The organism is Sphingomonas paucimobilis NBRC 13935 (assembly GCF_000739895.2).
Taxonomy (GTDB): domain Bacteria; phylum Pseudomonadota; class Alphaproteobacteria; order Sphingomonadales; family Sphingomonadaceae; genus Sphingomonas; species Sphingomonas paucimobilis.
In genome coordinates this window covers 63,417-85,604 of sequence record NZ_BBJS01000061.1, presented here as the reverse complement: position 1 = coordinate 85,604, position 22,188 = coordinate 63,417, and the positions used below count along the sequence as shown (strand labels likewise).

The window sequence follows — 22,188 nt, the reverse complement described above, 5'->3', positions numbered from 1 at the left end:
GACCCCGATGGAGCGCGCGAATAGAGAGCCGGTTTTCTCACAAGGACCGCACCAGAGACGGGGTGAGGCTCAGTCGAGAGGTTTCCGTTGGCCGCCATGTCACCGGCTCGTCGATCTGGCCGCCATCCTTCGGCCCCGGGGCGAGGCCTCGCCGCATCACTGCCGCATTCGCTGGACAACGCCTTTCCGGGCCTTTCGCCGGTGCCACCAGAGCAGCGGACCGGTGACGGAGAGCGCGACCACCAGTAGGCCGAAAACCGATACCGCCACTTGCCACGCCCGTCCGCCGATCGCCGTCACGTGGAGCGCCATCAGCCAGCTCGTGACGGTATTGGCGGCGCGCTGGCCGGTCGGCAATTGCAGGCCCATGAAATGCCCGTCGCGGGCGTCGATGGCGATGGTCGCCGCCGTTGCGGGCGAGTCCGTCTCGGTCGGATTGCCCTGCGCATCCACAAGGTCGCGCGATGTGTGCATCAGGAAGAAGTAGATGCCGAGGTCGCGGCGATATTCGATCGCGGCCGGCTTGCCGAGGGTGAAGTCCTGCACGCCGGCCTGCCACGCGAAATAGCGCTGGCCGAGGTCCGCCGCTCTGAACCAGTCGACGGGCGGATCCATAAGGGGCTGAGCCAGCGGTGCGCGCGGGGGGCGTTCCTGATAATGCGCATAGTCGGCGAACAGGTCGACCATCCCGGCATAGATGCCGCCCAGATTGAGCGCGAACCCGGTGATCGCGAAGACCATCAGCAGCGGCCACAGCCACAGCCCGGACGCGCGATGCAGGTCGAGCATCCGTCGGGCGGGCGGGGCGGGCCGGCTGATCTTCCACGACGTAGACCAGCGCCGGACGAAGGAGCGCGGCTTCTTGCCGCTCCGGTTCGGTTTCGGCCTGGGCGGCAGAGTCAGGTACAGTCCGACGATATTCTCGGCCAGCCAGACGATGCCGAGCAGGCCGATCAGCAGGATGCCGATGCCCAGCGGGAACAGCAGGGCATAATGGAGATAATAGACGAAGGAGAAGACGCCCGAACCCTTCAGCGACGGCTGCCCGATCCGCCGCTGGCCCAGTCGCTGCCCGGTATAGGGGTCGGCGAACACCTCGTCGTAATCGATCGCGAAGGGCTGGCTCGATCGGGGGTCGATCGCCGGCATGACCCGCGAGAACAGCGATTCGTCGGGACGCTGCGGGAACTGCAGGGAGAAGAGGTGCGACCGGGGATCCTGCGCCTCCAGCCGGTCGCGGATCACGAGCGCATCGTGCAGCGTCCATCCCCGCGGCTGGGGCGTGACGACACGCAGCGGCGCGTTGACGCTACGTTCCAGATCGTCGTACCAGGCGATGATGCTGCCGGTACCGGCAATGATGACGAGGAACAGGGCGAGCGCCAGCCCCACATAGCGATGCGCCTTGACGGCGAAATCCTGGACACGCGTCGGCTTGTTCAACGTCCCGTCTCCTGCCGCGCTGCCCGGCCGGTTCGGCCGGCGGCGCCCCCTCTATCGCCAGGTCGTGCGGGCACGGTCCTATGGCGTTCGACGGTCATCGGCAGGGCGGGGCCGGTACGGAATTGCCGCGCCACCCCCATAGTTTGCAGTTTCGGCCAAGGGGGCTCGGCAGCCGGTTCAGGCGGCGGCGAAGCTGCGGCCGATGAACCAGTAGATGCCGATCATCACCAGACCGGAGGCGAGCAGGTCGACGACGATCGGTCGCGGCAGGGTCAGCCGCAGGCGACGCAGGCCGATCACGGTCAGCGTCAGGATGCTGACGACGGAAAGCTGGCCGATCTCAACCCCCAGGTTGAAGCCGACGAGCAATTCGGCCAGTTTCGCGGCGGGGATTTGCTCGCTGAGGAGGTCGGCGGCGAAGCCGAATCCGTGGATCAGCCCGAACACCAGCGTCACCACCAGCCTGAGCCGCGCGGCATCACGGATATGGCCTGAGATCATGAGGTAATTGGACGCGAACAGCCCCGCCCCGAAGAGCAGCGTCACCGGCAACAGGCCGATGCCGAGCAGCCGGAGCGCCGCCATCGCGAACAGCGCAGCGGCGGTGGACAGTGCGAGTAATCCGATCCGGCCCGACTGGACCGCCAGATTCTCCACCCCGATCAGCGCGATGGTAAGCGCGACCAGCGCGTCGATGAACTCCGCATGGGGGCGCAACAGGCCGGTGACCGACAGCGCCAGGGTCAGGCTGTGCCCCAGCGTGAAGCCGGTGATGACGAAGGCGAGATCCTTGAACCGGCGCGAGATCAGCACCAGCCCGAGCAGGAAGCTCATATGGTCGATGCCGGTGAAGATGTGCATGATGCCCATCCGCACGAAGGTGAGGAATCCGGCGCCGTCGAGGCCGCCGCTGGCGGTCCCTTCCAGGTCGATCGTGGTGGCGTCGGCGGTAAGGACGTTTTCGGAGAAGTCGCCTTTCGCCGTCTGGATCTGTGCCATGTTCACATGGGTCGGCACTAGCGCGAAGAAGGCGGTATCGTGCAAAACGATCCGCTCCGCCGACGGGCAGTCGTAGAGGAATTCGACACGGCGAAATCCGGTGGCGGCGGCGACCGCGCGCGGCTTGCCGACGAGCGGGCAGACCTTGCCGCCCGCCGTCGCGCCCAGCCGCGGTGCCAGATAGGCGATCAGCTGCGCATCGCCAGGCCGCTCGCCATTGGTGATCCGTTTCGCCTCGCGATCGGCGACGGAGAAGGCGAGGCGGACGGCGCGGCCGTCGATCGTCCAGGTCGAATGCGATTCGCTGCGCGTATGCGCGGCCGCCGGCGTGGCACCGCCGACAAGGGCGAGCAGCGCGAGAAATAGCGGGAGGAGGCGGGTCATCGTAGGTCCGGCGCGATCTTAATGTCGGCCCGCTTGTAGAGGAAGCGGTCATTGGCGCCTTGGAGCCGTGCGATCTTGTCGGCCTGAACGTCGCGCAGCACTTGGTCGCGGGCCACGGCGAATGGGGTCGGCACGGGGGGAGCATTGGCGACCATCGCGAGGATGTGGAAACCGTCCGCCGCGTGGATGGGCTCCGAAACTTCGCCCGCCCGCATCCGCCGGGCGATCGCGAACAGGGCCGGGCCGAGGTGTATACGCGCCGCGAAATAATATTCCTCGCCATCGTCGACCCTACCCGATGTCTTGAGGCCAAGCGTCGCGGCGGGCGTACCGGCGCGCAGTGCAGCGACCGCGCGCGCCGCGTCGGCGGCGCCGGGGACGATCCATTCGTGGAGCGTCATCGTCCCCTCCGCGGCATAGGTGTCGGGGTGGGCGACGTACCAGGCGCGCAGTTCCGCGGCGGATGGCTGTTCGGTCAGCGTATCCTGCGCGACCTGCGCATCGGTCGCCCCGACCAGCGCGGCGCGCACATCGATATCGTCGGCGGGCAGGCCGACCTCGATCCCGCGCTGGACGTGCAGTTCCTCGCGGATCATGTCGTCCAGCGCCTTGCGGCGTTGCGCCGCCGACGCCTGCGCGAACGAGATGGAATAGAGCGAGCCGACCTGCTGGATCAGATCGGCGCGCAGGATGGGCGCGCCGTTGACGGTCGCCGCATTCTCCGGCGCGATGCCGCCGACGCGGGTGCCCTGTGCGGTGAACAGGCCATAGCCGGCGATTATCAGGCCCAGCACCGCGCTGATCGCGTACAGGATCAGCGAGCGGCGCGGGACGACAGCGGCCGGGTCCCAAAGCGAGGGGCGGGCGGCGGGATCGGCTGGAGTCATGGCGTGGTCCGGGCAGGGGCGAGAGAAGCGACATAGACGGCAACGTCGCGCAGCTCGGCCGCAGACAGGCGCCTGGCGAAGGCGGGGCTGTAACCGGCGCGGCCGCGCGCGATCGAACGATGGATCGCATTGTGGCTGCCGCCATAGAGCCAGACGTCGTCGGTCAGCGTCGGCGCGCCCACCGCATCGTCGCCCTCGCCATTATGGCCATGGCAGTCCCAACAGCCGGCGGTGTCGAACTGCCGCCGCCCGCGCGCGGCGGCGGCGGCATCGGTGGCGCGACCGCTGAAGGACAGCAGATACTGGGTCAGCGCCTCGATCTGCGCCGGCGTCTGGGGCGGCAGCGGCTCGGCGGCATAGGGAACGGCGCTGGCATAGGCGGGCATCGAGGCGAGCGTCCATCCGCGCTTGTCGTGCGCGCGGATGCCGTAGCGGGCGATTTGCTCGATCTCCGATACCTTGCCGCTGCCATAGAGATGTTCGTCATCGGTCAGGTCGGGGATGCCGCGCTGCGGATCGGCGCGGCCGGCGCTGCCATGGCAGACGGCGCAGTGGTGCTCGAACACCGGCCGGCCGGCGGCGATCGCGGTAGCCCGCAGGTCGGCATCGGCGAGGATCCGGTCCGGATCGGCGCGCAGTACCGCCGCCTGCGCCGCGCGATGGCGCAGTCCCATGACGGTGACCATCGCCGCCGCGATCGCGATCACACAGGCCGCCACCAGCCATCGCCGCCGGCCGCGATCATGCATCGTTGGACTGTCCCGGCATCGTTCCCTTCATCGCGTGTCCCTCCCCATTTCAATCAGGGACGGTTGGCACCCCGGCGGCTGCGCCGATAGTTACGAACGGTTCCCGGCGGGTTACGCCGCGTGCCGCGTCGGTCAGACGGCCGAGCGGGAGGCGTCGTCGATGATGTAGCGCCAGCCGCCGTCACGTTGGCGGCGCATCACCTCGATACCCCCGCCGGTCAGCTGTTGCGGCGAGCCGTCGGGCTGCGTCAGTCGCAGCGTCCAGTGATTGGTGGTCAGCGCGATGTCGCCATAGAGAAGGTGGCGGCGATCATGGATGTCGATCTGCGGCTTCGCGGCGAAGGCGGCGGCGAAATCGGCGCGGACCCCGGCGATGCCGGGCAGAGCCTTTCCCTCCGGATTGATATAGGTGACGTCGGCGACATAGAGGTCGACGATGCCGGCTAGATCGGCCGCGTTGAACCGCTGCTGCCAGACATCGTACACCCGGTCGATTTCGAGGACCGGGGCGATCCGCCGGCGGCCGGTGGCCAGCGCCTCGCCGGCGATCGGGCCGATGCCCGCCGCGACCAGCCCCGCCGCACCGAGGCGGAGCAGGCCGGCGCGGGTCAGACCCGTCGGGTGATCGAGTGTGGTCGGCGGGGCGGACGGCGTGCCGCACCAGATGTTCAGGATCGATCCGATCATGGTGATATGCTCCTAACGGGCGGACAGGGTGGGATGGTGGCGAGGCCGATCATTTCGCCCCGACCGGCCGACCGGCGGGAGCGGGACTGATCCGGAGGAGGACGCTGTCGGGTTCGTCGGTCAGCGCGTAGAGCAGCCCGTCCGGGCCCTGGCGCACGTCCTTGAACCGCTGGTGCAGATCCCCCAGCAGCGTCTCCTGCCGGATTTCCTGCATCGCGCCGTTGAAGACCACCCGGACGAGCCCACCGGTGCCGTTGACCTCGCCGCGACGCGCGCTGGCGATGAACAGGGTGTTCTTCCACGCCGGAATCCGGTCGGCGGTGTAGAAGGCAATGCCGTTGGGGGCGATGCCGGGCATCCAGATCATCGCCGGCCCCTGTGTCCCCGGCGCGACCGGCACGGCGGGCAGCGGCGATCCGGCATAGTCGGTGCCGTAGGTCGAGGTCGGCCAGCCATAATTGCGTCCAGCCAGCAGGATGTTCAGCTCATCGCCCCCCTGCGGCCCGTGTTCGGAGGCGACGATGCTGCCCGAGCGCGGATCGATCGCCAGCCCCAGCGGATCGCGATGGCCGTAGGTGTAGATTTCCGGCCGAGAGCCCTTCACGCCGACGAACGGGTTGTCGGGCGGCACGCGGCCGTCCGCCGTCAGGCGCAGCACCTTGCCATAGATGGTGTCGGTGCGCTGTGCCGAGGCGATGTCGCCCGTGCTGAGCGCGCCGACCGAGACATAGAGCGCGCCGCCCGGCCCGAAGAGGATGCGCGAGCCGCCGGCGCCGTGCACGGTCTCTCCGACCACAAGGTCCTCCGCGCCTTCCAGCGCCATGCCGTTCAGTCGCGCGCGCGCGAGCACGGTGGTGACGAATAACCTCTTGGCGACGGGGTCGTAACCGGCGGGGCGGTTGTACGTGTAATAGAGCAGGTGGTTGGTCGCGAAATCGGGGTGGAGCGCAACATCCTGGATGCCGAGCACGTCCTCCGGATCGATATGGGCTGTGCCAGCATAGGTCGGGGCGCCCGCGATCGGCCGGGGCAACAGCGTCGGGTTGGCACCGGTCGCCCCGCGCAGCCGTCGCAGCCGCGCGCCCCGCTCGACGATCAGCGCGTCGCCGTCCGGCAGGAAGGCGAGCGCATAGCCCTGCGCCAGTCCGCGCGCGAGAATGTCGATGCGGATGTCATGCTGCTCGGCACTGTCCCAGACATAGGGGCCCGCGCCGACCTTGACCGGCGCGATGCCAACCTCCTTCGGCTCCTGCCCCGCCACCGGACCGGCGAGGGCGAGTGCAAGACCCAGCGCCGTTGCCCGCACCGTCGTTCCGCCGATCGCCATGGTTTCCCCCTCCGATTCGTGTCGCGCCCGTCCCGGCCGCACGCAGATCGGGCGATGGTATGCGCGGCGCGGGCGCAGGCGTGATTGCAGGATCGGCCACACGCTTGGCATAGCGGGCCAGTGCGGGGCGCCCGTGCCGTACGGTCCGCCGGCATGGCCGATTTTGCCAAGATGCCGACCGGCCGCGCAATCAGGTCCGCGCATGTCCCGGATCATCATGCTTGTCATTCGGATCCGGGGAAAGCCCCCGACGTCACCGTAACACGTTACGGAAGGGGCGACTTGGCCGGCGAACTGTTTCCCCCGGCCATTCCCTTCCCGAAATGCGGTGATGGCGGGGACAGGGGAGCACGGCTTCGCGAAGGAGAGCGATGGCGGCGGGCCCCGGGGGCGGGGTGGAGACGTGCGCGAACCGGACCGCCTATGGCCCGGCGCGGCGGCCATTCCGGTACCGCGCGCGATCCGTGCCTGGCAACATCACAGGGAGGGCAGGATATGAAACGATCGAACCCGCGCGGCGCCGCCAGCTTACTGGCACTGGCGCTTGCATCCGCGCCGGGCGCCGTCGCGGCGCAGGAACAGCCGCCGGCCGGCACCGCCGCCAATGTCGCCGAACCAGCGAGCGACGACATCATCGTCACCGCGCAGAAGCGCGAGGAGCGGTTGCAGGACGTGCCCGTGCCGGTCACCGCCATCACGTCCAGCACGCTGGTCAACCAGAACCAGGTGCGCGCGCAGGATTTCTTCTCCAGCGTTCCGGGCCTGAACCTGCAATTCCAGAACAGCCGGTCGAACCTGGCGATCCGTGGCGTCACGACCGGGCCGGCGACCGGTAACCCGGTGGTCGGCTATACGATCGACGACATTCCCTATGGCTCGTCGGTGGGACTGGCCGGGCTGTTCGGCAGTGCGCCCGACATCGATCCCAGCGAACTGGCGAGGATCGAGGTGCTGCGCGGGCCGCAGGGCACGCTGTACGGCGCCGCGAGCATCGGCGGGCTGGTGAAATATGTGACGGTCGATCCCTCGACAGAGGGGGTCAGCGGCGCGGTGGCGGCTGGCGTCAGCGTGATCCGCGGGGCGGAGGGCGAGGCGGGCTATAATGTTCGCGGCGCGGTGAACCTGCCGGTGACGGACACGCTGGCGGTGCGCGCCAGCGCGTTCACGCGGACCGAACCCGGCTATATCGACAATGTCGTCACCGGCCGGCGTGGGGTGAACCGCAGCGAGGTGGCCGGCGGCCGCCTGTCGGCAATGTGGCGGCCAGCCAGCGGCGTCTCGATCAAGTTGGGCGCGCTGTACCAGGACCGGCGCATCCTCGGCACCAACGACGTGGATACGCGGCTGGGCTCGCGCTATCTACAGACCAACCAGTTCAACACCGGGCGCAGCAACTCGACCAATCAGCTCTACAGCGCGATCGTCAACGTCGCGCTCGGCGCATCGCAGCTGACGTCGCTGACCTCCTATTCGTACAACAAGAACAACGACACGGTCGATTTCTCCGCCTCCGCCCTCACCGCCGCGCTGCCGTCGATCTATCCGGTCGGGATCAATCCGATGGCGACGGTGCTGAACCAGTTCTACAGCACCCGGAAATTCACGCAGGAATTGCGGCTGGCGATGCCGGTCGGCGAGCGCATCGACTGGATCGTCGGCGCCTTCTACACGCGCGAGAATACCCGCTATACGATCCGCACCGACGCGACCGATCCGGCGAACGGCACCATCTACGGCTACCCCATCGTCTGGCCGCTCGACCGGCTGCGCTTCACCGAATATGCCGCGTTCACCGACGTGACCGTGCGGCTGAGCGAGCGGTTCGACGTGCAGGTCGGTGGGCGGTACAGCGAGAACCGGCAGACGCTGCAACATCAGCAGTTCACCTTCTTCGATCCGCCGGAAGGGGTGGCAAGCAACCCGTCGTCACGGGGCAGCGCCTTTACCTACCTGGTAACGCCGCGTTTCCGCATCACGCACGACCACATGGTCTATGGTCGCGTCGCCTCCGGCTACCGTCCGGGTGGGCCGAACGCGCTGTGCAACGATGTCGAGATCCCCTGCCAGTACAAGCCCGACAAGACGGTGAACTACGAGATCGGCGCGAAGGGCAATGTGCTGGATCGCGCGCTGTCGTACGACCTGTCGGTCTATTATATCGACTGGAAGGACCTGCAGGTGACGCAGGTCGTGCCGGCGGGCACCAACAACTACAACGCCAATGCCAGCCGCGCGCGCAGCCGGGGGGCGGAGGCGTCGTTCGAGGCGCGGCCGGCGCGCGGACTGACCCTGACGCTGTGGGGCGCCTATACCGACGCGGTGCTGCGCGAGGGCTTTTCCGCGCTGGTCGCCGTGTACGGCGCGAGGGGCGACCGGCTGCCCTATTCCAGCCGCTGGTCGGGGCGCTTCGGCGCCAATCAGGAATGGCCGATCGACGAGGACACCACCGCGATCCTGGGCGGGTCGGTCAGCTATATCGGCGACCGGCGCGGCGAGTTCGTATCGACCGCGGCGGAGGCGCCGCTGCGGCAGTTCTATCCCGCCTATGCGCAGGGAGACCTGTATCTGGGCGCACGCTGGCGGGGATGGCGCGCCAACATCTTCGTCCAGAACGTCACCAACAGCCGTGGCGTGACCGGCGGCGGGTACAACAATCAGACCAATTTCAACCGCTTCTGGCTGAACTACACGCAGCCGCGCACCGCCGGCATGACGCTGGAAAAGAGCTTCTGACCCGCGCGGTCGGCAATCAAGCGAAAGGGAGAGGACGATGCGTATCGTATGCCTGGGTGCCGGACCGGCGGGGCTGTATTTCGCGATCTCGATGAAGCTGCGCGACCCGTCGCACGACGTGCTGGTCGTCGAACGGAACAGCGCCGGTGACACGTTCGGCTGGGGCGTGGTCTTTTCCGACCAGACGCTGGGCAATCTGCGTGCCAACGATCCGGTGAGCGCCGCGACGATCGAGGCGGAGTTCGCGCATTGGGATGCGATCGAGGTCGTGGTCGGCGACCATGTCGAGCGGTCGGGCGGCCACGGCTTTATCGGGATTGGTCGCAAGCGGCTGCTGGGCATCCTGCAGGACCGGGCGCGGGCGCTGGGCGTGCGGATGGCGTTCGATACCGAGTTCGACGGCGATCTTGACCGCTGGGCCGATTACGATCTGATCGTCGCTGCCGACGGGATCAACAGCCGCGTCCGCACCGCCCATGCGGACCGGCTGGCGGTCGATATCGAGACTCGCGCCAACCGCTTTATCTGGCTGGGCACATCGCGACTGTTCGACGCCTTCACCTTCCTGTTCGAAGAGACGCCGGCGGGGTGGATCTGGGCCCATGCCTATCGCTTCGACGAGACGCGTTCGACCTTTATCGTCGAATGTTCGGAGACGACGTGGCAGGGCCTGGGCTTCGACACGATGGAGCAGGCCGATGCAATCGCGGCGTGCGAGCGGATCTTCGCACGGCATCTCGACGGCGCGCCGCTGCTGATCAATACGGGCCATCTGCGCGGGTCGGCGGCGTGGATCCGGTTCCGGCGCGTGCTGTGTCGGCAATGGTCGTTCAACAACGTGGTGCTGTTGGGCGACGCGGCGCACACAGCACATTTCTCGATCGGGTCGGGCACCAAGCTGGCGCTGGAGGATGCGATCAAGCTGGCGGAGGTGATGAGCCGTCCGCATGTGGCGCGGGATCGGACCGGGATGGCGGCGGCCTTGGCGGACTATCAGGCCGAGCGGCATGTCGAAGTGCTGAAGATCCAGAATTCGGCGCGCAATTCGACCGAGTGGTTCGAGACGCTCGATCGCTATATCGGCTTCGATCCCAAGCAGTTCGCTTATTCACTGCTGACCCGGTCGCAGCGGGTCAGTCACGAGAATCTGCGCTTGCGCGATCCGGACTGGCTCGACGGCGTCGAACGGTGGTTCGCCGCACAGGCGGGGGCGGAGGGCGGCGGTCCGCCGATGTTCGTGCCCTATCGGCTGCGTGACCTGACGCTGCCCAACCGCGTGGTGGTATCGCCGGTACTGACCTATGCCGCCGGGCCGGACGGGATGGTGGGCGATTTCCATCTGGTCCATTACGGCGCTCGCGCCATGGGCGGCGCCGGGCTGGTCGCGACGGAGATGACTGCGGTATCGGCGGACGGCCGGGTGACCCCCGCCTGCCCCGGCCTGTGGAGCGATGCGCAGGTGGCGGCCTGGCGGCGGATCACCGATTTCGCCCATGGCCAGGGCGGCGCGCGGATGTGCGTCCAACTGGGCCATGCGGGCCCGCGCGGAGCGACGCTGCCGGGATCGGAACAGCCGGACCGGCCGCTGCCGGACGGCGACTGGCCGCTGATCGCCGCCTCCGATCGGCCCTATCGCAAGGGGATGCGGCGCCCGGCGGCGATGACGCGTGCCGACATGGACCGGGTCCGCGACGATTTCGTCGCGGCGACGCGGCGGGCGGCGGCGGCGGGATTCGACATGATCGAATTGCAGGCGGGGCATGGTTTCCTGCTGTCTTCGTTCATCACACCGCTGATGAACCGGCGCGCGGATGACTATGGCGGCACGCTGGAGAACCGGCTGCGTTTCCCGCTGGAGGTGGTGGGCGCGGTGCGTGCCGCCTGGGGCGAGGCGCGGCCGCTGGCGGTGCGCATTTCCGCCACCGACTGGGCGGGCGAAGCGGGTGTGACGCCGACCGAGGCGGTGGCGATCTCGGCCGCCTTGCGGGCCGCCGGCGCGGACCTGATCGACGTATCGGCGGGGGAGACGGTGCCGGACGCGCGGCCCGTCTATGGACGGATGTTCCAGACGCCGTTCTCCGACCGGATCCGCAACGACCTGCATTGCCCGACGGTGGCGGTCGGCAACATCTACGAGGCCGATCACGTCAATGCGATCCTCGCGGCGGGGCGTGCCGACCTTGTTGCGCTGGGCCGGCCGCATCTGGGCGATCCCAACTGGACGCTACGCGCGGCGGCGCAGGCGGGACATGCCGTTTCCAAACCGGATGTGATGCGGTGGGCGACTTGGCCATTGTTGCGTATTGACAACTTAGCCCGTCTATATAGTATTACTGTTGCTGACAAAGAACAAGTGGCGCAGGCCCGGCAGGAGAAGGACGCGATGACGCCACCAAGTCCGTATGCGTACGGGAAATGCCGACCCGTCGCCGCGCCGGTATCCGGCCTGCATCGTCTCTCCTCTTCCAGCCTCTAGGATCGCCCGCATGACCCTCGACATCCAACGCGCCGCGCAGATCGATCGCGAGTCGCTGTTCCACCCCTTCACTGCGCTGAACGACCTGTATCGCGACGGGCCCAACGTCATGACGTCGGGCAAGGGGCTCCATGTCACCGATATCCATGGCAACACCTATCTGGACGGCATGGCCGGACTGTGGTGCGTCAACCTAGGCTATGGCCGGCAGGATATCGTTGACGCGATCGCGGAACAGAGCGGCAGGCTGTCGTTCTTCCACACGTTCAACAGCATGTCGACGGACGTGGCGATCGAGTGCGCCGACGAACTGCTGAAGCGCGCGCCAGTGAAGATGTCGCGTGTATTCTTCGGCGCGTCGGGCAGCGATGCCAACGAGACGCAGATCAAGCTGATCTGGTATTACAACAACCTGCTCGGACGGCCGCAGAAGAAGAAGATCATTGCGCGCTGGAACGCCTATCACGGATCGGCGGTGATGACCGCCGGCCTGACCGGCCTGCCCGGGATGCACGCGCTGTTCGACCTGCCACTGGGCCCGATCCTGCACGTGACCGCGCCGCATCACTACCGCAAGGCGGCCGAGGGGATGACGGAGCGAGAATTCTCGAAATCGCTTGCCGCCGAGCTGGAAGCGCTGATCGAGCGGGAGGGCGCCGACACCATCGCCGCCTTCTTCGCGGAGCCGGTGATGGGCGCGGGCGGCCTGATCACCACGCCGGAGGGCTATTGGGAGGAGATCACGCCGATCCTGAAGCGCCACGACATCCTGCTGGTGATGGACGAGGTGGTGTCCGGCTTCGGGCGGCTCGGCACCTATTGGGGCGCGCAGACCTATGGGCTGGAGCCCGACCTCATCACCGCGGCGAAGGGCGTGACCGGCGGCTATTTCCCGATGTCGGTCTGTTACATCTCGCCCAAGCTGTGGGACGTGTTCGAGGCGCAGAAGGACGTCGCCGGGCTGTTCGGCCATGGCTATACCTATTCGGCGCATCCGGTCGGCGCCGCCGCCGCGCTCGCGACGCTGCGCGCGATCGACGAGGACAAGGTGGTGGAGAACGCCGCCGATGTCGGGCCCTATCTCCACCGGCGGGTGCACGAGGCGCTGGGTGACCATCCGATGGTGGGCGAAATCCGTGGGCGCGGGCTGATGATCGGCATCGAGCTGGTCAGGGATCGCGCGACGAAGGAAGCCTTTCCGATGGCGCAGCGTACCGGGCGGCAGGTGCTGAAGGCGGCGGCGGACCGCGGGCTCATCACCCGGGCGCTGGGCGATACGCTGGTGTTCGCGCCGCCACTGGTCATCGACCGGGAGTCGGTCGACACGCTGGTCACGACCTTCAAGGCCGCGGTCGACGCGGTCCGCGCGGATATCGGCTGATGGCCGACGGGGCGGGGGGCGCGATGGCGGCGCCGCCGCCGCTCGCCCCCGCCGGCGGCAAGCCGGCGACCGGGCCGATGATCGGATATGCCGCGCTTGCCTCGGCGATCGCGGTCGGGATCGTCGGCGCGCTGGTGATCCTCGTCACACCCGGCTTCCTGGCGCTGATCGCGGCGCAGGCGGGGCTGGACGACCGGCAACTGGGCTATATCGCCGCATGGGACATCAATGCGATGGCCGCGATGATCGGGGTCAGCACTTTCCTGCTGCCGCGCTGGGACTGGCGGATCAGCGTTGGCGTCGGGCTGGCGCTGCTCGTGCTCGGCAATCTGGCGACCGCAGCCGCCCATGACTATGCCGCGATCGCGGCAGCGCGGGTGGTGGCCGGCGCGGGGGAGGGGATCGCGGTCGGCTTCGCCTTCGCGGCGTTCGGCAAGGCGGCCAATCCGGACCGGACCTTCGCCGTCTATCTGGTGCTCGGCGCGCTGATCGGGGCCGGGATCCTGCTGGCGCTGCCGCTGGCCGAGGCGCAGATCGGGCCGAGGATGCTGTTCGTTGCCAATGCCGCACTGGCGGCGCTGGTCGCGCTGGGCCTGAAATGGTTTCCGCACGGCCGCCGGCTGGAGCAGGACGCCGAATTTGGCAGTGGCGGCGGGCTCGACCGGCGGCTGGCGACACTGTCGCTGATATCCGTGTTCTTCTATTTCTTCGCGATCAGCGCGGTGTGGAGCTATAGCGAACGGATCGGCCAGGCGAGCGGGCTGGATGCGCAACAGATCGCGCACGGCCTGTCGCTGGGCACCTTCGCCGGGATGGGCGGCGCGGCCTTGGCGGGCCTGCTGCCGCGCCGGGCCGGGAGGGCGTGGCCGCTGGCGATCAGCGGCGCAGTAACGGTCGTCAGCTATTTGCTGCTGGTCGGCAGCGTGTCGTCCACCGCCTTCGCCATCGCGATGGTGCTGCTGCTGATGTCGTGGAACTTCGCGCAGCCGCTGCTGTCCGGTATCTGTTGCGACGCCGATTGCGAGGGCCGGGTGGTCTGCGCGATGGGATCGATCCAGACGTTCGGCATGGGCTTCGGCCCCGCCGCCGTCGGCATGACGCTGGCGTCGGGCAGCTATACCCTCGCCTTATGGGCGAGCTGCGCGGTGATCGCCGCCAGTTTGATGCTGACCATCTTCGCCATTCGACCCCATTCTGTCCGGAATTCGCTATGACCGCGCTGACACTCACCGACCCCGACCTTTTTCGCCAGGCGGCGCTGATCGGCGGGGAATGGGTCGAGGCCGATGGCGGCGGCACCTTCGCCGTCACCAACCCGGCGACCGGCGAGACGATCGGTCACGTCCCCAACTTGGGGGCAGCCGAGACGGAGCGTGCAATCGCGGCGGCAGCGGCGGCCTTCCCGGCCTGGAGCCGGCTGACCGCCGCCGAACGCGCGGTCCCGCTGCGCCGCCTGTTCGAGCTGATGCTGGCGCATATCGACGATCTGGCCGCCATCATGACCGCCGAGCAGGGCAAGCCGCTCGCCGATGCGAAGGGCGAGATCCGCTACGCCGCCGGCTTCATCGAATGGTTCGCGGAGGAGGGCAAGCGGATCTATGGCGACGTGATCCCGCCCAATGCGCCCGGCCGCCGGATCCTGACCTTCAAGCAACCGATCGGGGTGTTCGCCGCGATCACGCCGTGGAACTTCCCGGCCGCGATGATGACGCGCAAGGTCGGGCCCGGCTGGGCGGCGGGATGTACCGGAATCGTCCGCCCCGCTTCCGCCACGCCCTTCTCGGCACTGGCGCTGGGCGTGCTGGCGGAGCGGGCAGGCCTGCCCGCCGGCGTGTGCAACATCGTCACCGGATCGGCCGGACCGATGAGCAAGGCGATCTGCGACAGCCCGGTGATACGCAAACTGTCCTTCACCGGATCGACCGCAGTTGGCGCCACGCTGCTGGCGCAATGTGCGCCGACGATCAAGAAGACGTCGATGGAGCTGGGCGGCAACGCGCCCTTCCTGGTCTTCGACGATGCCGATCTGGAGGCGGCGGTCGACGGCGCGATGATCGCCAAGTTCCGCAATGCCGGCCAGACCTGCGTCTGCGCCAACCGCTTCCTCGTGCAGGCGGGTATCCACGACCGCTTCGTCGCGGCGCTGGCAAAGCGGGTGGCAGCGTTGCGTGTCGGAGACGGGCGGGGCGCGGGGGTGCAGATCGGCCCGCTGATCGACGCCGACGCCGTCGCCAAGGTGGAGGCGCATATCGCGGATGCGGTCGCCTTGGGCGCCCGCGTGGTGGAGGGCGGCGCACGCCACCCGCTCGGCCACAGCTTCTTCACGCCGACCGTGCTGGCGGGCGTGACGCCCGAGGCGCAGTGCTTTCGGGACGAGACGTTCGGCCCGCTGGCGGCGGTCGTCCGCTTCGACACCGAGGAACAGGGGATCGCGCTGGCGAACGACACCGAATTCGGGCTCGCCGCCTATTGCTACACCCGCGATGTCGCCCGCGTGTTCCGGGTCGCCGAGGCGGTTGAGGCGGGGATCATCGGCATCAACGAAGGCCTGATCTCCACCGAGGTCGCACCGTTCGGCGGCGTCAAACAGTCGGGACTGGGGCGCGAGGGTTCGAAATACGGTATCGAGGATTATCTCGAGATCAAATATGTCGGGATCGGCGGGATGTGAGGCATCCCGCCGATCCCGGGTCGGGCGGGGCGGCGCCGTACGCCGCCCGCCCGTTTACAGGAACACCGCGCGGGACAGGCCGCCATCCACCGCGATCGATTCGCCGGTGATGCCGCTGCCCAGCGACGAGGCGAGGAACACGATGGGATCGGCGACCTCCGATACCTCCAGCATCCGGCGGATCGCGGCGGGGTCGCCCGCCTCGCGCTTCACGAACGCGTCGTAGGTGATCCCCTCCGCCTTCGCCATGTCGGCGAACCAGTGTTCGACATGCTCGGTACGGGTCACGCCGGGGTGGATGATGTTGACGGTGATGCCGTCGCGACCGACCTCGTCGGACAGCGTCTTGGTCAGATGGACGAGGGCAGTGTTGCGCATCCCGCTCAACGCCTCGGTGCAACGCGCGGTCAGGCCGCCGACATTGACGATCCGGCCCCATTGCGCCCGCCGCATGTGCGGCACGCACGCCTTGCACATCCGGAAATAGCCGAGCAGCTTGGTGTTGAGGTCGAGCAGCAGATTCTTCTCATCCGCCTCCTCGATCGCGTTACGGACCAGCCCGCCGGGCGCGGCGGCACAGTTCACCAGGATATGGACGCCGCCATGGCGGTCGGCGGTGCCGTCGACCAGCGCGCGGACCGACGCCATATCGGTGGTGTCGACGGTGATCGCGTCGATCGTCCCGCTGGTGTCGGCCCGCAGTTCCTCAGCCGCCGCGTCCAACGTCGCCTTCGTCCGCGCGGCGATCGTCACGTTGACCCCGGCCTGCGCCAGCTTGCGTGCGGTTTCCTTGCCGATGCCGACGCTGCCGCCGGTGACGATCGCGGTGCGACCCTCGATACCCAGATTCAGGCTCATTCCTTCTCCTCCCCTTGATCAGCCGGATCGCCGATCCGGACATGGGCCTCGCCGCCGTCGGCGAAGCGACTGGACAGCCGCGTCTCGCGCGCGATTTCGGTGATCCCGGTGCAGCTGCCGGTCGCGACGAACTGGCCCTGGCGCAGCATTTCGCCGCGCGCGGTCAGCCAGTTCGCCAGCCAGGTCAGCGCGGCCAGCGGGTCGCCCATCACGGCGGCGGTGCTGCCCCGCACCGGCGGCATGCCGTCGCGGAGCAGTATCGCGTCCAGCGCGGCAAAGCGATCCTCCCACCGGGTCGACAGGCGGTCGCCGACGACCAGCCATTCGGCGTTGCTGTTGTCGGCCACCAGTGCGCCGATATCGACATCCTCGGCAGCATAGCGCGAACTGCACAGTTCGATCCCGGCATGGACCGCCGCGACCGCCGCCGCGACCCGGTCGCGATCATAGGGCGCGTTGCTCGGCGGCAGGTCGCGGCCGATCTCCACCACCAGTTCCGCCTCGGCGAAGCGCGGCCGGGTGCCGGACGGAACGACCGCGTTGCCATGCAGGATATCTGCGGCGTGGAGCCGCCCGACGATCGGTTCGCGCGTGCCCATCGCTTGCTGCGCGGCAGGGCTGGTCAGCCCAACCTTATAGGCTGCGACCGCGCCGCCGACGCGCCGGCCGACCTCTGCCTGGACCGCATAGCCGTCCGTCAGTGTCAGGGCGGTGGCAGGGGGCGGGATCACCTCGTGCCGCGCATGGGCGTCGGCGATCGCGTCGGCAAGGTCGCGGATGTGAGAGCACAGGGGCATGGAAAGGGAATGCCCTGATTGTACCGATTACGCAACAGATAAGCTTTAAAATTACCTATTGTTTCTCTAAACTATCATGCGTAGAAGGTGTGCCACGGCGATTCACTCAAGGGAGTCGCGACGGGAGAGCAGGATGACGACGCTTTCGGCAGTGGATGTGGCGACACGACTCGGCAGCGAACTGGCAAAGGCGCCGCGCCGCCTGCTTATCGATGGCAAGCTGGTCGACGCGCAGTCCGGTCGGACCTTCGCCACGATCAATCCCGCGACCGGCGAGGAACTGGCGCAGGTCGCGCATGGCGCGGCGGCGGATATCGATCTGGCCGTGAAGGCGGCGCGGCGCGCGTTCGAGAATCCGGCGTGGCGCGACATGAGCGCCAACGACCGCTCGCTGTTGCTCTATCGGCTGGCCGACCTGATCGAGCGCGACGCGCACGAGTTGGCGGTGCTGGAGTGCCTGGACAACGGCAAGCCGGCGACGCTGACCCGGCTGGTGGAGGTCGAGGGCTCGATCAAGACCTTCCGCTATTTTGCCGGCTGGCCGACCAAGTTCGGTGGCGAGACGCTGCCGGTGTCGCCGCGCGGCGGGCTGAAGATTCTGAACTATACGACGCGCGAACCGGTCGGTGTGGCCGGGCTGATCGTGCCGTGGAACTATCCGATGTCGATGGCGGCATGGAAGATCGCGCCAGCGGTTGCGGCGGGATGCACCGTGGTACTGAAACCCGCCGAGCAGACGCCGCTGACCGCGCTGCGGCTGGGCGAACTGGCGCTGGAGGCAGGCTTTCCCGCCGGCGTCATCAATATCGTGCCCGGGTTCGGCGATGCCGGCGCGGCGCTGGTCGATCATCCGGACGTCGACAAGGTGGCGTTCACCGGATCGACCGAGGTCGGCAAGGCGATCGCCCGCGCCGCGACGGGCAATTTGAAGAAGGTGTCGCTGGAACTGGGCGGCAAGTCGCCCCAGATCGTCCTGCCCGATGCTGACATTCCCGCCGCCGCGGCGTCGATCGCAGCGGGCATCTTCTTCAACCAAGGTCAGACCTGCACCGCCGGTTCGCGGCTCTATGCCCATCGCACGATCCACGACGAATTGCTGGACGCGGTCGCAGGCCACGCCGCCAAGCTGAAAATCGGCAACGGGCTGGACCCGGATACGAACTTCGGGCCGCTGGTGTCGCAGGAGCAGTGGGACCGGGTCAGCTCGTATGTGCAGATCGGCGCGGATGAGGGCGCACGGCTGCACACCGGCGGGCAGCGGCCTGCGGGGCTGGATGCGGGACTGGACGGCGGCTTCTTCTTCCAGCCGACGATCCTGGCGGACACGACGCGCGACATGCGCGTGGTGCGCGAGGAAATCTTCGGCCCGGTGCTGAGCGCGCTGTCGTGGGACGACACGGACGACCTGATCGCACAGGCCAACGATTCGGAATTCGGCCTGTCCGCCGGAATCTGGACCAACGATCTGAAGAGTGCACACCGGATCGCCGCTCAGGTGAAGGCCGGGACGGTGTGGATCAACTGTTTCAATCTGGTCGATCCGGCATCGCCGTTCGGCGGCTTCAAACAGTCCGGCTGGGGGCGCGAGCATGGCCGCCAGGCGATGGAGCTCTACAGCGAGATCAAGAGCGTCTGGGTCAATCTGAGCTGATCGCGGACGTCCGCGACCGCCTGCATCAACACAAGAACGAGAGGGACGAGATGGCCACGGAAAAGACCCTGCTGGTATCTACTGACGGCCAGGCGGTGATGCGCAGCCACGACGATGGCGAGACCTGGCACCGGATCGGCATCGACCAGGACCTGGAATATGACGACCGCGTCCGCTGCCTGCTGGCGGATCCGCGCGATCCGCAGTCGATCTTCGCCGGGGCGGAGCGCGGGCTGTTCCACAGCAAGGACTGCGGCGTTACCTGGTCACGCGTCGATGGCGCGCTGAACGACATGGCGGTGTGGAAGCTGGCGGTGGCGCCGGGCAATCCCGACATCATGTATGCCGGCACCGGCTCGCCGACGCCGTCGATCTTCTTCCGGTCGACCGATGCGGGCAGGACGTGGGAGCGCACGGCATTGCAGATGCCGGCCAAGTGCGCGGGCGTCAGCCGGCCGCGGATGCTGGCGCTGGCGGTCGATCCCGACAATGCGCTCGACGTCTGGGCCGGGGTCGAGGAGGGTGGCCTGTTCCATTCGACCAACGGCGGCACCGACTGGGAACGGCTGGATACCAGCTGGCCGACCGCCGCGGGCAACTCCGACATCCACAACATCATCGTCCTGCCGGGCACGCCCAAGGTGGTGCTGGCGCTGGTGGTGAACGCGCTCTACCGTTCCGAGGACGGCGGCAAGACGTGGACACGGGCGGGTGCGAAGGACAGCTGGGGCATGCGCTATTCGCGTTTCCTCCTGAAGAAGACCGACAGCGACGAGCTTTTCCTGGGCATTGGCGACGGGACGCCGGGTACGATCGGCGCGCTGCTCCGCTCGACCGACAAGGGCGCGACCTTCCACCCGGTCGAGCTGCCGGTCCGGCCCAATTCGTGCCTGTGGGCGGCAGGCGGCAATGCCGCCGATCCCGATTTCCTGCTGATCGGCACCAAGTTCGGCGACCTGTTCTCCAGCCGTGACGGCGGCCGGAGCTGGCAGAAGGAATGGCGCGAGTTCAACGAGATCACCGACATCACCTGGCTTCCCCGGGTGCCGGCCTATCAGGGAAGCGTCCATGTCCACGCCTAGGATCAAGCGCATCGCGCATGTCGTGCTCTATGTCCGCGACCCGGAAGCCTCGGCGGCGTGGTACAAGGACGTGCTGGGCATGGAGGTCAGCTCGCGCGTGGCGGACGGGCCGTACAAGGGCGGCCTGTTCATGACCTTCGGTCATCACGACCATGACATCGCGCTGTTCCCCGGCGATCCCGATGCCACACGCGGCAAGGAGATCGAGCATATCGCGCTGGAACTGGACGGCGACAAGGAATTGCAGGAACTGCGCCGCGTCTATGCCACCTTCCTCGACAAGGGGGTGCGGATCGCCGAGGTGCTGGACCACGGCATCGCGCACGGCCTGTATTTCTACGATCCCGACGGTCACATGCTCGAGATTTTCGCGCCGACCGCCGATCCTGGCGAGGCGACGATCGCCGAATTCCGTCGCGGCGGAGGCAAGGCCGACCCGGTCGAGCTGAAGCCGCTGAGACGCTGAGACGTCCGGCCGCCCGGCCGCGACACCCTTTTCCCCTTGCCGACGCGGCCCGGGCGAACGCCTGCCCGCGTCGGCCTTCAGGAGTCCTGACATGTCCGCCAAGCCCGAAAATTTTCACGGCCTGCACATCCGCAAATGGTATGTGTTCGAGGAGGAGACGCTGGCGATCGAGAGCGGTTCGCTCGCCGATGGCGAGCCGGTGTTCAAGATCGTCGTCGCCGCGGCGATCGCCAACCCACATGCCGGCAGCTTCACCAGCGACTTTTCGGAGGTGATCGCCAAGTCGGCGGCGCTGGGCGAGGAATTCGGCCGGCGGATCGTCGCCGCACTCGCGGGGCGCAAGGCCGCCAGCTACGGCAAGGCCGCGATCGTCGGGGTCAATGGCGAATATGAGCATGGCAACGCCTTCCTGACCACCGATTTCGCCAACCCGATCCGCCGGGCGGTGGGTGGCGCCGAGTCCTGGGTGCCGTCGACCGGAAAGGCGGGCGGGCCGGGGACGGAGATCGACATTCCGCTGGCGCACAAGGATGCACTGTACGTTCGCTCGCACTACGACACCGTTTCGGTCAGCTTCGGCGACGCGCCGTTGGCGAACGAGGTGGTGGTGGCGATGGCGGTCGCTACGCGCGGGCGGCTGCATCCGCGCCTCGGCGGCCTGACGGCCGACCAGGCGGTCGGCAAGGACGGGTTGCGGTGATCGACACGGCCGCCCCGTCTGATCGCGCGCCGGCCGCGCCGGAAACGCTGGCGGGTGAGCGCACGGCGTTCGTCCAGTCCGGCAACCTGCGGCTGCGCGTGCGCGAATGGGGCGACGCGGGCGCGCCGGCCATCGTGCTGCTGCACGGCCTGCGCGGCTTTTCCGGCACCTGGCGGCAACTGGCCGCGGCGCTGCCCGAATATCGATTGATCGCGATCGACCAGCGCGGCCGGGGCGAAAGCGACTGGGACCCGGCGCGCAATTATTACACCGACGCCTATCTGACCGATCTGGAAACGGTCGTCGAGGCGCTGGCGCTCGATCGCTTCGTGCTGCTCGGTCATTCGATGGGCGGTGCCACCGCCTATGTCTATGCCGCCCGCCATCCCGAACGGCTGCGCGCGCTGATTGTCGAGGATATCGCGCCCGGATCGTCGGTGCGTGGCGACGGCGCCGCGCGTATCCGCGCCGAGATGGCGGCGCTGCCGCTCGATTTCGCGTCGTGGAGCGAGGCGCGGGCCTATTGGCGGCGTACCCGTCCGACGGTGGGCGAGGCGGGGCTGGAACAGCGGCTCGCGGAAAGCCTGTGCCCACGCGACGGCCGGATCGGCTGGCGCTACGACGCCGCCGGGATCAGTGCCACGCGGCTCGATCCCGATCCGGATCGGGTCGTCGATCTGTGGCCGGTGGTCGACGCGATCACGGTGCCGACGCTGGTGATCCGGGGCGCAAATTCGGATTTCTGCCCGCTTGATACGGTGATGGAGATGCGCGCGCGCAACCCGCAGGTTGCGGCAGTGATGGTGATGAACGCCAGCCATTACGTCCACGACGACCAGCCCGATGCGTTCCACCGGATCGTGCGCGACTTCCTGGACCAGACCGGCAAATAGGAGA

17 protein-coding genes and 1 pseudogene are annotated in these 22,188 nt (G+C 68.0%); 10 read left to right on the top strand and 8 right to left on the bottom strand.

Going from position 1 to position 22,188, the window contains the following annotated elements:
- Positions 1 to 156: 156 nt before the first annotated feature.
- The 6 genes from SP6_RS18465 to SP6_RS18440 all read right to left on the bottom strand — a co-directional run bounded on the left by SP6_RS18465 (position 157) and on the right by SP6_RS18440 (position 6,476).
- Positions 157 to 1,443, bottom strand: a complete 1,287-nt coding sequence (locus SP6_RS18465; RefSeq protein WP_007405599.1) for a PepSY-associated TM helix domain-containing protein — start codon at positions 1,441 to 1,443, stop codon at positions 157 to 159.
- A 177-nt stretch (positions 1,444 to 1,620) separates the two neighbouring features.
- Positions 1,621 to 2,826: a HupE/UreJ family protein gene (locus SP6_RS18460; RefSeq protein WP_007405517.1), complete on the bottom strand. Its 1,206-nt coding sequence runs from the start codon at positions 2,824 to 2,826 to the stop codon at positions 1,621 to 1,623.
- Positions 2,823 to 3,713, bottom strand: a complete 891-nt coding sequence (locus tag SP6_RS18455) for a peptidylprolyl isomerase (RefSeq protein WP_007405569.1) — start codon at positions 3,711 to 3,713, stop codon at positions 2,823 to 2,825. The genes SP6_RS18460 and SP6_RS18455 overlap by 4 nt, the downstream gene beginning before the upstream one ends.
- Complete coding sequence (locus SP6_RS18450) at positions 3,710 to 4,462, bottom strand: c-type cytochrome (protein WP_007405615.1); 753 nt, start codon at positions 4,460 to 4,462, stop codon at positions 3,710 to 3,712. Before SP6_RS18450 ends, SP6_RS18455 begins: the two co-directional genes overlap by 4 nt.
- Before the next feature lie 132 nt (positions 4,463 to 4,594).
- Entirely contained in the window at positions 4,595 to 5,149 is a 555-nt protein-coding gene (locus SP6_RS18445; RefSeq protein WP_007405512.1) for a YybH family protein, read from the bottom strand.
- 49 nt (positions 5,150 to 5,198) lie between these two features.
- Positions 5,199 to 6,476 carry a PQQ-dependent sugar dehydrogenase gene (locus SP6_RS18440; protein ID WP_007405527.1) on the bottom strand — a complete coding sequence of 426 codons (1,278 nt, stop codon included), beginning with the start codon at positions 6,474 to 6,476 and terminating at the stop codon, positions 5,199 to 5,201.
- 495 nt (positions 6,477 to 6,971) lie between these two features.
- On the opposite strand from SP6_RS18440, the gene SP6_RS18430 reads away from it, so the two are divergent.
- The 5 genes and pseudogenes from SP6_RS18430 to SP6_RS18410 all read left to right on the top strand — a co-directional run bounded on the left by SP6_RS18430 (position 6,972) and on the right by SP6_RS18410 (position 15,737).
- Positions 6,972 to 9,209: a TonB-dependent receptor gene (locus SP6_RS18430; protein WP_007405539.1), complete on the top strand. Its 2,238-nt coding sequence runs from the start codon at positions 6,972 to 6,974 to the stop codon at positions 9,207 to 9,209.
- Between the two features lie 37 nt (positions 9,210 to 9,246).
- Positions 9,247 to 11,451 (top strand): annotated as a pseudogene (locus tag SP6_RS18425) (bifunctional salicylyl-CoA 5-hydroxylase/oxidoreductase); the annotation flags it as partial.
- A gap of 244 nt (positions 11,452 to 11,695) precedes the next feature.
- A complete protein-coding gene (locus SP6_RS18420) occupies positions 11,696 to 13,066 on the top strand; it encodes an aminotransferase (RefSeq protein ID WP_007405579.1) in 1,371 nt (456 codons plus the stop codon).
- On the top strand, positions 13,066 to 14,280 hold the full coding sequence (locus SP6_RS18415; protein WP_007405571.1) for an MFS transporter: 1,215 nt from the start codon (positions 13,066 to 13,068) through the stop codon (positions 14,278 to 14,280). Before SP6_RS18420 ends, SP6_RS18415 begins: the two co-directional genes overlap by 1 nt.
- A complete protein-coding gene (locus SP6_RS18410; RefSeq protein WP_007405558.1) occupies positions 14,277 to 15,737 on the top strand; it encodes an NAD-dependent succinate-semialdehyde dehydrogenase in 1,461 nt (486 codons plus the stop codon). The genes SP6_RS18415 and SP6_RS18410 overlap by 4 nt, the downstream gene beginning before the upstream one ends.
- A 54-nt stretch (positions 15,738 to 15,791) precedes the next feature.
- Here the strand turns inward: SP6_RS18410 and SP6_RS18405 are convergent, their stop codons facing one another.
- Together SP6_RS18405 and SP6_RS18400 are read right to left on the bottom strand one after the other, a co-directional pair.
- Positions 15,792 to 16,595, bottom strand: coding sequence for an SDR family NAD(P)-dependent oxidoreductase (locus SP6_RS18405; RefSeq protein WP_007405566.1), 804 nt, complete (start codon positions 16,593 to 16,595; stop codon positions 15,792 to 15,794).
- Positions 16,592 to 17,392, bottom strand: coding sequence for a 2-keto-4-pentenoate hydratase (locus tag SP6_RS18400; RefSeq protein WP_007405520.1), 801 nt, complete (start codon positions 17,390 to 17,392; stop codon positions 16,592 to 16,594). The genes SP6_RS18405 and SP6_RS18400 overlap by 4 nt, the downstream gene beginning before the upstream one ends.
- Positions 17,393 to 17,525: 133 nt before the next feature.
- Between SP6_RS18400 and SP6_RS18395 the strand changes: the two genes are divergently transcribed.
- The 5 genes from SP6_RS18395 (at position 17,526) to SP6_RS18375 (ending at position 22,184) form a co-directional block, all read left to right on the top strand.
- The gene (locus SP6_RS18395) at positions 17,526 to 19,043 is read left to right on the top strand and encodes an aldehyde dehydrogenase family protein (RefSeq protein ID WP_007405538.1); all 1,518 of its coding nucleotides are present in this window, start codon (positions 17,526 to 17,528) and stop codon (positions 19,041 to 19,043) included.
- A 50-nt stretch (positions 19,044 to 19,093) separates the two neighbouring features.
- A complete protein-coding gene (locus SP6_RS18390) occupies positions 19,094 to 20,125 on the top strand; it encodes a WD40/YVTN/BNR-like repeat-containing protein (RefSeq protein WP_007405598.1) in 1,032 nt (343 codons plus the stop codon).
- On the top strand, positions 20,112 to 20,591 hold the full coding sequence (locus SP6_RS18385) for a VOC family protein (protein WP_007405559.1): 480 nt from the start codon (positions 20,112 to 20,114) through the stop codon (positions 20,589 to 20,591). Before SP6_RS18390 ends, SP6_RS18385 begins: the two co-directional genes overlap by 14 nt.
- A gap of 91 nt (positions 20,592 to 20,682) precedes the next feature.
- A complete protein-coding gene (locus SP6_RS18380) occupies positions 20,683 to 21,291 on the top strand; it encodes an amino acid synthesis family protein (RefSeq protein ID WP_007405532.1) in 609 nt (202 codons plus the stop codon).
- Positions 21,288 to 22,184: an alpha/beta fold hydrolase gene (locus SP6_RS18375; RefSeq protein ID WP_007405587.1), complete on the top strand. Its 897-nt coding sequence runs from the start codon at positions 21,288 to 21,290 to the stop codon at positions 22,182 to 22,184. The genes SP6_RS18380 and SP6_RS18375 overlap by 4 nt, the downstream gene beginning before the upstream one ends.
- The last annotated feature ends 4 nt before the right edge of the window (positions 22,185 to 22,188 follow it).